The organism is Streptomyces graminilatus (assembly GCF_001418565.1).
Taxonomy (GTDB): Bacteria; Actinomycetota; Actinomycetes; order Streptomycetales; family Streptomycetaceae; genus Streptomyces; species Streptomyces graminilatus.
In genome coordinates this window covers 1-11,384 of record NZ_LIQQ01000431.1, presented here as the reverse complement: position 1 = coordinate 11,384, position 11,384 = coordinate 1, and the positions used below count along the sequence as shown (strand labels likewise).

Here is an 11,384-nt window from a genome sequence, read left to right as displayed (position 1 = left end):
TAGCCGTAGCCGTAGCCGTCGGTGTCGGCTTGGGCGCCGGTGTCACCGGAGCGTTCAGGCGGTCCACTCCGAAACGCAGCGCCGACGCGTACGTGTCGTCCGGGTCCAGGCGGCGCAGTTCCTCCGCCATCAGCTCGGCCGTCTCACGGCGCTTGAGCGCCACCGCGCGGTCGGGCTGGCCCTGGATGGAGAGGGTCGCCAGGGAGCCGTCGGCGCGGTCCAGGGTGATCGGGCCCGTGCTCGTCCGCATGCGGACCGCCGTCAGGCCGGGTCCCGAGGACAGGGAACGCTTCACCGGGACGTCCAGCCGGTCCGCCAGCCACATCGCCAGCAGCTCGCAGCTCGGGTTGAACTCCTCGCCCTCCACCTCGACCGCGTCCACCTCGCAGGTGACCTGGTCCAGGGCGGCGGCCAGCATCGAACGCCACGGGGTGATACGTGTCCACGAGAGGTCCGTGTCGCCCGGCGTGTACGCGTCCGCGCGCGCCGCCAGTTCCCGTACCGGCTGCTCGGCCGCGTAGGTGTCCGTCACCCTGCGCTGCGCCAGGGCGCCCAGCGGGTCCTTCGCCGGGTCCAGCGGGGCGTTCACCGGCCACCAGACGACCACAGGGGCGTCCGGCAGGAGGAGGGGAAGGACCACCGAGTCGGCGTGGTCGACGACCTCGCCGTACAGGCGCAGGACGATCGTCTCGCCGCTGCCCGCGTCCGCGCCGATCCTCAGCTCGGCGTCGAGGCGGGACGTCGTACGGTCGCGGTGCGAGCGGGAGACGCGCTTGACGACCACCAGGGTGCGCGAGGGGTGCTCGCGCGAGGCGTCGTTCGCCGCCTTCAGGGCGTCGTACGCGTTCTCCTCGTCGGTGACGATGACGAGGGTCAAAACCATGCCGACGGCCGGTGTGCCGATGGCCCGGCGGCCCTTCACCAGCGCCTTGTTGACCTTGCTGGCCGTGGTGTCCGTGAGGTCTATTTTCATGGGCGCCGCCAGCTCCGTCCGTCTCGTTCGAGCATTTCGTCCGCCTCGACGGGGCCCCACGTGCCCGAGGGGTACTGCGCGGGCTTGCCGTGCGTGTCCCAGTACTGCTCGATCGGGTCGAGGATCCGCCAGGACAGTTCGACCTCCTCGGTGCGCGGGAAGAGGTTGGAGTCGCCGAGCAGGACGTCCAGGATCAGACGCTCGTACGCCTCCGGGCTCGACTCCGTGAACGACTCGCCGTACGCGAAGTCCATGGACACGTCCCGGATCTCCATCGAGGTGCCGGGCACCTTGGAGCCGAAGCGGACCGTGATGCCCTCGTCGGGCTGGACGCGGATGACGATCGCGTTCTGGCCCAGTTCCTCCGTCGCCGTGTGGTCGAAGGGGGAGTGCGGGGCACGCTGGAAGACGACCGCGATCTCGGTGACGCGGCGGCCCAGACGCTTGCCGGTGCGCAGGTAGAAGGGGACGCCCGCCCAGCGGCGGTTGTCGACCTCGACCTTGATGGCCGCGTAGGTGTCGGTCTTCGACTGGGGGTCGATACCGTCTTCCTGGAGGTAGCCGATGGCTTTCTCGCCACCCTGCCAGCCCGCCGCGTACTGCCCGCGGACCGTGTCCTTGCCCAGGTCCTGCGGCAGCTTGACCGCGCCGAGGACCTTCGTCTTCTCGGCGGCCAGCGCGTCGGCGTCGAAGGACGCCGGCTCCTCCATGGCCGTGAGGGCCATCAGCTGGAGCAGGTGGTTCTGGATGACGTCACGGGCCGCGCCGATGCCGTCGTAGTAACCGGCCCGGCCGCCGATGCCGATGTCCTCGGCCATCGTGATCTGTACGTGGTCCACGAAGGACCGGTTCCAGATCGGCTCGAACATCTGGTTGGCGAAGCGGAGCGCCAGGATGTTCTGGACGGTCTCCTTGCCGAGGTAGTGGTCGATCCGGAAGACCTGGTCCGGGGCGAAGACCTCCTCGACCGTCGAGTTGAGCTCCTCCGCCGACTTGAGGTCGTGGCCGAAGGGCTTCTCGATGACCGCGCGCCGCCAGGAACCGTTGTCCTGGTCCGCCAGACCGTGCTTCTTCAGCTGCTTGATGACCACCGGGAAGGCGGACGGCGGCACGGAGAGGTAGAAGGCGAAGTTGCCGCCCGTCCCCTGCGCCTTGTCCAGCTCCTCGATCGTCGAGCGCAGCCGCTCGAAGGACTCGTCGTCGTCGAAGGTGCCCTGGACGAAGCGCATCCCCTGGATGAGCTGCTGCCAGACCTCCTCACGGAACGGCGTACGCGCGTGCTCCTTGACCGCGTCGTGGACCTCGGCCGCGAAGTCCTCGTGCTCCCATTCGCGCCGGGCGAAGCCGACCAGGGAGAAGCCCGGCGGCAGCAACCCGCGGTTGGCGAGGTCGTACACGGCAGGCATGAGCTTCTTGCGTGACAGGTCGCCGGTTACCCCGAAGATGACCAGGCCCGACGGCCCCGCGATACGCGGGAGCCGTCGGTCTGCGGGGTCACGCAGCGGGTTGCTGCTTGACAAGGGTTCAGCCCTCCGAAGGGGCGAGGCGCGCCAGTTCCGCCTCGGTCGACTTGAGCAGGTCGTTCCAGGACGCCTCGAACTTCTCGACGCCCTCGTCCTCCAGCAACTGGACCACGTCGTCGTACGAGATCCCGAGCTTCTCGACCGCGTCGAGTTCGGCACGGGAGCGCTCGTACGTACCGGCGATGGTGTTGCCGACGATCTGACCGTGGTCCTCGGTGGCGAACAGGGTCGCCTCCGGCATGGTGTTCACGGTGTTCGGCGCGGCCAGGTCGTCCACGTACAGGGTGTCCTTGTACGCCGGGTCCTTGACGCCGGTCGAGGCCCACAGCGGACGCTGCTTGTTGGCCTGCGCCTTGTCCAGGGCCGCCCAGCGGTCCGTGGAGAAGACCTCCTCGTACGCCTGGTAGGCGAGCCGCGCGTTGGCCAGACCGGCCTTGCCGCGGGCGGCCTTGGCCTCGTCGGTGCCCAGCGCGTCGATCCGCTTGTCGATCTCGGTGTCCACGCGGGACACGAAGAAGGACGCCACGGAGTGGATCTTCGACAGGTCCAGGCCGCGGTCCTTGGCCTTCTCCAGACCGGCCAGGTACGCCTCCATGACCTCGCGGTAGCGCTCCAGCGAGAAGATCAGCGTGACGTTGACGCTGATCCCGAGGCCGATGACCTCGGTGATCGCCGGGAGACCCGCCTTGGTGGCCGGGATCTTGATCAGGGTGTTCGGACGGTCCACCAGCCAGGCGAGCTGCTTGGCCTCGGCGACGGTCGCGGTGGTGTCGTGGGCGAGACGGGGGTCGACCTCGATCGACACCCGGCCGTCCTGGCCCTCGGTCGAGTCGAAGACCGGCCGCAGGATGTCGGCGGCGTCACGGACGTCCGCCGTCGTGATCATGCGGATCGCCTCTTCGACGGTGACCTTGCGGGCGGCCAGCTCGGTGAGCTGCTGCTCGTAGCCGTCACCGCTGCTGATGGCCTTCTGGAAGATCGACGGGTTGGTCGTGACGCCCACCACGTGCTGCTGGTCGATCAGTTCGGCGAGGTTGCCCGACGTGATCCGCTGGCGCGACAGGTCGTCCAGCCAGATCGCGACGCCTTCCTCGGAGAGGCGCTTGAGTGCGTCTGTCATGGAAATGCATCTCCTACTTGTCGTTATGTCAGCGTCAGCGCTGGGCCGCCGCGATCGATTCCTTGGCTACTGCGGCGACGTTCTCGGCAGTGAAGCCGAACTCCTCGAAGAGGACCTTGCCGTCGGCCGACGCGCCGAAGTGCTCCAGGGAAACGATGCGACCCGCGTCCCCGACGTACTTGTGCCACGTGAGACCGATACCGGCCTCGACCGCGACCCGCGCCTTGACGGACGGGAGCAGAACGCTCTCCCGGTACTCCTGGTCCTGCTCCTCGAACCACTCCACGGACGGCATCGACACGACCCGCGTCGGCACCCCCTCCGCCTGGAGCTGCTCGCGCGCCCCGACGGCCACGTGGACCTCGGAGCCGGTCGCGATGAGGATGACCTCGGGCGTGCCGCCCTCGGCCTCGAAGAGGACGTAACCGCCCTTGGCGGCATCCTCGTTGGCCTCGTACGTCGGTACGCCCTGGCGGGTCAGCGCGAGGCCGTGCGGGGCGCCCTTGCCGAAGACCTTGGTGTACCGCTTGAGGATCTCGCGCCAGGCGATGGCCGTCTCGTTGGCGTCGGCCGGACGGACGACGTTCAGGCCCGGGATGGCGCGCAGCGTGGCCAGGTGTTCGACCGGCTGGTGCGTCGGGCCGTCCTCGCCGAGACCGATGGAGTCGTGCGTCCACACGTACGTCACCGGCACGTGCATCAGCGCGGACAGGCGTACCGCGTTGCGCATGTAGTCGGAGAACACGAGGAAAGTACCGCCGTAGACACGGGTGTTGCCGTGCAGGGCGATGCCGTTCATCTCGGCGGCCATCGAGTGCTCGCGGATACCGAAGTGGATCGTGCGGCCGTAAGGGTCCGCCTCCGGCAGCGGGTTGTCCGCCGGGAGGAACGAACTCGACGCGTCGATCGTGGTGTTGTTCGAGCCGGCCAGGTCGGCCGAGCCGCCCCACAGCTCCGGGATGACAGCGCCCAGGGCCTGGAGGACCTTGCCGGACGCGGCACGCGTGGCGACACCCTTGCCCGCCTCGAAGACCGGGAGCTTCTCCTCCCAGCCCGTGGGCAGTTCACCCGCGGAGATACGGTCGAACTCGGCTGCGCGCTCCGCGTTGTTGTCGCGCCACTCCTGGAACGACTTCTCCCATTCGGCCTTCGCCTGGCGCCCGCGCTCCAGAGCCTCACGCGTGTGGCCGAGCACCGCGTCCGAGACCTCGAAGGACTGCTCCGGGTCGAAGCCGAGGACACGCTTGGTGGCCGCGACCTCGTCGTCGCCGAGCGCCGAGCCGTGCGCGGCCTCGGTGTTCTGGGCGTTCGGGGCCGGCCAGGCGATGATCGAGCGCATCGCGATGAACGACGGCTTGTCCGTGACCGCCTTGGCGGCCTGGACGGCGTTGTAGATGGCGTGCGGGTCGAGGTCGCCGTCCGGCTTCGGGGCGATCCGCTGCACGTGCCAGCCGTACGCCTCGTACCGCTTGACGACGTCCTCGGAGACGGCCGTCTCCGTGTCGCCCTCGATCGAGATGTGGTTGTCGTCCCACAGCAGGACCAGGTTGCCGAGCTTCTGGTGGCCGGCCAGCGAGGACGCCTCCGCGGAGATGCCCTCCTGGAGGCAGCCGTCACCGGCGATGGCGAAGATGAAGTGGTCGAACGGGGACTCCCCTCCGGGGGCCTCCGGGTCGAACAGACCGCGCTCGTAGCGGGCGGCCATGGCCATGCCGACGGCGTTGGCGACACCCTGGCCGAGCGGACCGGTCGTCGTCTCGACGCCCGTCGTGTGCCCGTACTCGGGGTGGCCGGGGGTCTTGGAACCCCACGTCCTGAACGCCTTCAGGTCGTCCAGCTCCAGGCCGAAACCGGCCAGGTAGAGCTGGGTGTAGAGGGTCAGGGACGAGTGACCGGCGGACAGTACGAAACGGTCGCGCCCGACCCAGTCGGCGTCCGCCGGGTCGTGCCGCATCACCTTCTGGAAGAGGGTGTACGCGGCGGGGGCCAGGCTCATCGCCGTACCGGGATGGCCGTTACCGACCTTCTGTACGGCATCGGCGGCCAGGACGCGGGCGGTGTCGACAGCCCGCTGGTCCAGCTCGGTCCACTCGAGGTCTGTGGTGGTCGGCTTGGTGCTCACCCTGGGTCAGGGCTCCTCTCCACATGTCTAGTGCCGGCGTCCTCGGTGTCCACCGGCTGCCGGGGGCTGACACCCTCGGCCTTTGTCGAGCCTACCCTCGTAACAACGTGCGGTATTTCGAGTCATTCCAGACTGGCGGGACCGCATCGTCCTCGCCTCCCCACCGCTTACGGACTGCAATACGAAGCGGGCCGTCCCCGTGCTCAATGGAGCGGCGTCGCGCCCATCACAAAGCACCCCCCAACACGACCCCACCCCCGCGAAGGGCGGGGTCTGGGCAACGTCTAGAGTGGCGTGGTAAGCGCGAGCCTTTGCCGGGACTTCACAGCCGGAGGCTTGTTGGAATGTCTCTGTCAGGGGTGTGCGTGACGGCCGTTGAATCCCGTCCAGCGGGGATTATCGGGACGAGCCAGAGCCCGAGCCGTCGGCCGATCGGGGCCCGGGTCATGGCGTTCGTGGCTCTCACAAAGCCGCGGATCATCGAACTGCTGCTCATCACCACGGTTCCGGTGATGTTCCTGGCGCAGCAGGGTGTACCGGACCTGGGACTGGTCCTCCTCACCTGCCTCGGCGGCTACCTCTCCGCGGGCGGCGCCAACGCGCTGAACATGTACATCGACCGTGACATCGACGCCCTCATGGACCGCACCTCGCAGCGTCCGCTGGTCACCGGCATGGTCAGCCCGCGCGAGTGCCTGGCCTTCGGCATCACGCTCGCCGTCGTCTCCACCGCCCTGTTCGGGCTCACGGTCAACTGGCTGTCGGCCTGGCTGTCCCTGGGCGCGCTCCTCTTCTACGTGGTCGTCTACACGATGATCCTCAAGCGGCGTACGTCGCAGAACATCGTGTGGGGCGGCATCGCGGGCTGTATGCCGGTCCTCATCGGCTGGTCCGCCGTCACGAACTCGCTCTCCTGGGCGCCGCTCATCCTCTTCCTGGTCATCTTCTTCTGGACCCCGCCGCACTACTGGCCGCTGTCCATGAAGGTGAAGGACGACTACGCGCGCGTGGGCGTCCCGATGCTCCCGGTCATCGCCTCGAACAAGACGGTCGCCCGGCAGATCGTCGCCTACAGCTGGGCGATGGTCTTCGTCTCGCTGCTGCTCACTCCGCTCGGTTACACCGGCTGGTTCTACACGGCGGTGGCGCTGGCGGCGGGTGGCTGGTGGCTGTGGGAGGCGCATGCCTTGCAGAGTCGGGCACGGGCTGAGGTGTCGGGGGGCAAGCTGAAGGAGATGCGGCTGTTCCACTGGTCGATCACCTATGTGTCGCTGCTGTTTGTGGCTGTGGCTGTGGATCCCTTCCTTCGGTGAGGTTTCGTTAGTCGGCTTCAGCTTCGCCTGCGGGCCGGTGGGGGCTGGTCGCGCGGTTCCCCGCGCCCCTTCAGGGCCGTGGCCAAGGCCACTTGCCTCTGCCGTCGCCAGTCGATCTACTCGTCGGTAGCATCTTCGGTATGGCAGACACACAAGAGCGCACTGTGGCCAAGCTCGCCAAGCAGATCTGCGGGTTCGCCAAGCAGCACGGCGGGGCCGAGGGGCAGGTGGCGTACATCGGGGAGCGCGGGGCCCGGATCGTGCTCGTCGGTGAGGACGGCGGCTGGGGAGACCTGGTGGCCCCCACGTACGAGATCGCCCAGCAGGCCGTCGAGAAGGCCGGCATCACCGTCCACGAGGACTTCGACGGTGAGTTCGCCGCCAAGGTGAAGACCGGACCGTACGAATGGAGCCGCATGGCGGGAATCCAGGTCGGCGGTCCGAGCAACCCGTGACGTGCGGGGAGTGGCCGATCGTCGTCGGTCATTCCCACGGGGTGTGCGACAGCAGCACCTGACAGTCGGTTCACCCGTTAGGACCTTGGAAGCACACGGTCCAGACACGGGGAGCCCGGATGATCGAAACGCCGTCCCTCGTGGACCAGTACTGCCACGGCGTACTGAGAACAGAGCTGGGCCTCGGCACCTTCGAGGCCCAGCTGGCGCGGACCGAGGGGCCGCCCGCCGCCGGGACCACCCTCTTCGACACGCAGACCGGATTCGCCGTACGGCGCTGGTGCCCCCCACTGCTCGGCCTGGAATCGCACGCCTCCCCGGCCCGTTATCTCGCCCGGCGCCGTGAACTCGGCGTACTGGAATCCGGTCGGCGGCTGCTCCGCGGCAGCGGAATCACGACATATCTGGTCGACGCCGGGCTGCCCGGCGACCTCACCGGGCCCGGCGAGATGGCCTCCGCCGGAGCCGCCGACGCCCATGAGATCGTCCGGCTCGAACTCCTGGCCGAACAGGTGGCCGACACCTCCGGCACCGTCGAGTCCTTCCTCGCCAACCTCGCCGAGTCGGTGCACGGCGCGGCCACGAACGCCGTGGCCTTCACCTCGGTGGCGGGCGTACGGCACGGACTCGCGCTGGCGCCCGACCCGCCCGGACCGGGGGAGGTACGGGGCGCGGCGGGCCGCTGGCTGGCCGTGCGCCGGGTCGGCGGCGCGCTCAGTGACCCGGTGCTGCTGCGCCATCTGCTGTGGATCGCGGTCGCCTCGGGCCTGCCGCTCCAACTGCACGCCGGACTGGGCGAACCGGGCCTGCGCGCCGACCGCGCCGACCCGGTCCTGCTCACGGACTTCGTCCGCGCGACGGCCGGGCTCGGCACGGACCTGGTGCTGCTGCACGGGTATCCGTACCACCGCCACGCGGCCCACCTCGCGGGGGTCTTCCCGCATGTGTACGCCGACCTGGGCGCGGCGCTCGTCCGTACCGGTGCCCGGGCCGCCGCCGTCCTCGCCGAGATCCTCGAACTCGCTCCCTTCGGCAAGATCATCTTCTCCAGTGGCGCCCATGGCCTGCCCGAGCTCCATGTGGTGGGCGCCCGCCTCTTCCGCGAGGCCCTCGGCCGGGTGCTCGGCGGCTGGGTCGCCGAGGGGGCGTGGTCGCTGGGTGACGCGCAACGGGTGGCCGGTCTGATCTCGGCAGGCAACGCGCGGCGCGTGTACGGGCTGGGGTGAGGTGTGAAGACTCTGGCCATGACGACACACGACGGGACTCGGACGACGGATGCCCTCACCGACGCCTTGCTGGACCGCTTCCTGGGTGAGCTGCGAGAGCTCTCCCCGGTCGCCGTGTGGGCCCACGGTTCGCTCGGCGGCGGCGACTACCAGGAGGGCCGCAGCGACCTCGATCTGATCGCCGTCCTGGAGGGACCGATCGGGCCCGACACCGTCTGGAACGTCGCGAGGGCGCACGCCCGTCTGCGTGACGACCCGCTCGCCCCGCTGCTGCACTGCTCCTATCCGACCGGCGCGACGGCGGCCGATCCCGAGCGACGGCATCTCACCTGGGCACACGGTCACCTGCGGCGGCGGACCGTCACCCCGGTCACACGACGCGAGCTGCACACCTTCGGCCGGGTGCTGTACGGGAAGGCACCCGGGGAACTGCTTCCGGTGGTGTCGGACCGTCAACTGACCGACTCCGTCGTACGCGAGCAGCGCGACTTCTGGCGGCCCACCGTGGACAAGGCCCGGCTCTGGACACGGGACGTCTGGGTCGACCTGGGGATGGTCACGTTCGCCCGCGCGACCATGACCGTGCGGGAGGGCAGCCTGATCTCGAAGCGGGAGGCGCTGGACCTGCTGCCGGGGCTGGGGGCGCCTGTGGAGGTCGTGGAGGACATCGCGCGGAGGCGGTACGGGCGGGGAAGCGGGCCCGTCGACGCCGGGTGGCCTGCTCGGCGTGCGGAGCTGACGCGTGACTTCCTGGGCGGCGCGATCGACCGGCTGGTGGCGTCGTACGCGTGACGTCCTGAAAACGTGACGCACGTACGCGTGCGTCACGTTTTCCGTCTACGCGCGCGTGCCGACCGTCGCCCCGGTCGCGGGGCCGGGTACGTCGGCCAGGGCGGCGGCGGTCCCGGTGCGCTCGCGCAGGGCGAGCAGGACCCGCAGTACGGCGATCCACACCAGCGCCGAGCCGAGCATGTGCAGGCCGACCAGGACCTCGGGGAGGTTGGTGAAGTACTGGACGTACCCGATGACCCCCTGGCTGAGCAGGATCAGGAACAGGTCCCGGGTGCGGTCCAGGGGGCCCTTGGGGGCGTCGACCGCCTTCAGGACGAACCACAGGGCGAACGTCAGGGTCACCACGACCCAGGCGAGCACCGCGTGCAGCTTGCTGACGTTCTCCCAGTCCAGCGGCATGCGCTCGATCTCCCGGGAGTCGCCGGCGTGCGGGCCCGACCCGGTCACCACCGTGCCGACCGCGATCAGCAGCACCGAGGCGACCACCAGGAACCACACCAACTGCTGCACAGCCTTGCCGACCAGCGGGCGGGGAGCGTCGTCGCCCTCCCGCGTGCGCTGCCACATCACCGCGGCGACCGCGATCAGGGCCGAGGAGAGCAGGAAGTGGGCCGCGACCGTGTACGGGTTGAGGCCGACCAGGACGACGATGCCACCCAGGATCGCGTTGCTCATGACGACCCAGAACTGCGCCCAGCCGAGCCGGGTCAGGCTGCGGCGGTACGGCTTCTCCGAGCGGGCGGCGACGATCGCCCAGCCGACCGCGGCGCACAGCACGTACGTCAGCATGCGGTTGGTGAACTCGATCGCGCCGTGCACGCCCATCGCGCTGGTCGTCGTCAGGGAGTCGGCGGTGCACTTCGGCCAGGTCGGGCAGCCGAGGCCCGAGCCGGTCAGCCGTACGGCACCGCCCGTGACCACGATGACCACCGACATGACGAGCGCGGCGAGCGCCGCACGCCGCACGGTCCGTGGGGTCGGCGTCCAGCGGGCGGCGATGAAGGCGAGCGGGTTCCGCAGGGCGGACAGGGCCTCGGCGGGGGTCATCTTTGGCACGCGTCCCATCGTAGGCGGCTGCTTGTGCACGCTTTCACGAGGGGTCCCCGCAGTCCCTCGCTCACTTTGCCGTCTACTCCCAGCGGAAGAAACGGCCCGCCGCCGTCAGCCCGACGACCGCCCACACCGCGAGGATCCCCAGGTCGCCCCACGGCATCGCGGCGCCGTGCTGGAGCACGTCCCGCAGGCCGTCCGAGAGGGCGGAGATCGGGAGCCAGGCCAGTACGTCCTGGACGCCGGACGGGAACTTGTCCAGCGGGACGATCACTCCGCCGCCCACCAGGAGCAGCAGGAAGACGAGGTTCGCGGCGGCCAGCGTGGCCTCCGCCTTCAGGGTGCCCGCCATCAGCAGGCCGAGGCCCGAGAAGGCGGCCGTGCCGAGGAGCAGCAGAAGGAGTACGGCGAAGGGGTTGCCGTGCGGGGACCAGCCGAGCGCGAAGGCGATCGCTGTCAGGAGCGCGACCTGGAGGATCTCGGTGACCAGTACCGATGCCGTTTTCGCCGTCATCAGGGCCCAGCGGGGGAGCGGTGACGAGGCGAGCCGCTTCAGGACTCCGTACCGGCGTTCGAAGCCCGTGGCGATGGCCTGGCCGGTGAAGGCCGTGGACATGACCGCGAGCGCGAGGATGCCCGGGGCGAGGAAGTCGACCGCCTTCCCGGCGCCCGTGTCGACGATGTCCACCGAGCCGAACAGGAGCAGGAGCAGGGTGGGGATGACCACCGTCAGGAGCAGCTGCTCGCCGTTGCGCAGCAGCATCCTCGTCTCCAGGGCCGCCTGGGCCCCGATCATGCGGGGGAGGGGGG

10 protein-coding genes are annotated in these 11,384 nt (G+C 69.6%); 4 read left to right on the top strand and 6 right to left on the bottom strand.

The features are described 5' to 3' along the window. The 4 genes from opcA to tkt all read right to left on the bottom strand — a co-directional run. On the bottom strand, window positions 1-973 hold a 973-nt coding region (gene opcA, locus AOK08_RS31545), incomplete at its 3' end, for a glucose-6-phosphate dehydrogenase assembly protein OpcA (protein ID WP_055532430.1). Then, a complete protein-coding gene (zwf, locus tag AOK08_RS31540) occupies window positions 970-2,493 on the bottom strand; it encodes a glucose-6-phosphate dehydrogenase (protein ID WP_055532421.1) in 1,524 nt (507 codons plus the stop codon). The genes opcA and zwf, both read right to left, overlap by 4 nt. A gap of 4 nt (window positions 2,494-2,497) precedes the next feature. Then, a complete protein-coding gene (gene tal / locus AOK08_RS31535; RefSeq protein WP_055532419.1) occupies window positions 2,498-3,616 on the bottom strand; it encodes a transaldolase in 1,119 nt (372 codons plus the stop codon). A gap of 34 nt (window positions 3,617-3,650) precedes the next feature. Next, entirely contained in the window at window positions 3,651-5,738 is a 2,088-nt protein-coding gene (gene tkt, locus AOK08_RS31530; RefSeq protein ID WP_055532417.1) for a transketolase, read from the bottom strand. 359 nt (window positions 5,739-6,097) lie between these two features. On the opposite strand from tkt, the gene AOK08_RS31525 reads away from it, so the two are divergent. The 4 genes from AOK08_RS31525 to AOK08_RS31510 all read left to right on the top strand — a co-directional run bounded on the left by AOK08_RS31525 (window position 6,098) and on the right by AOK08_RS31510 (window position 9,524). Next, window positions 6,098-7,051: a heme o synthase gene (locus tag AOK08_RS31525; protein ID WP_055532415.1), complete on the top strand. Its 954-nt coding sequence runs from the start codon at window positions 6,098-6,100 to the stop codon at window positions 7,049-7,051. Window positions 7,052-7,191: 140 nt separating this feature from the next. After that, the gene (locus AOK08_RS31520) at window positions 7,192-7,506 is read left to right on the top strand and encodes a hypothetical protein (RefSeq protein ID WP_055532413.1); all 315 of its coding nucleotides are present in this window, start codon (window positions 7,192-7,194) and stop codon (window positions 7,504-7,506) included. Between the two features lie 119 nt (window positions 7,507-7,625). Beyond that, window positions 7,626-8,732, top strand: coding sequence for an amidohydrolase family protein (locus AOK08_RS31515; protein ID WP_055532411.1), 1,107 nt, complete (start codon window positions 7,626-7,628; stop codon window positions 8,730-8,732). Between the two features lie 18 nt (window positions 8,733-8,750). Continuing rightward, entirely contained in the window at window positions 8,751-9,524 is a 774-nt protein-coding gene (locus AOK08_RS31510; protein WP_055532410.1) for a nucleotidyltransferase domain-containing protein, read from the top strand. A gap of 45 nt (window positions 9,525-9,569) precedes the next feature. On the opposite strand, the gene AOK08_RS31505 is transcribed toward AOK08_RS31510, so the two are convergent. Further along, window positions 9,570-10,589, bottom strand: coding sequence for a COX15/CtaA family protein (locus AOK08_RS31505; RefSeq protein ID WP_055532408.1), 1,020 nt, complete (start codon window positions 10,587-10,589; stop codon window positions 9,570-9,572). Between the two features lie 64 nt (window positions 10,590-10,653). Further along, the coding region (locus AOK08_RS31500) for an ABC transporter permease (RefSeq protein WP_055532432.1) at window positions 10,654-11,384 on the bottom strand (731 nt) is incomplete at its 5' end.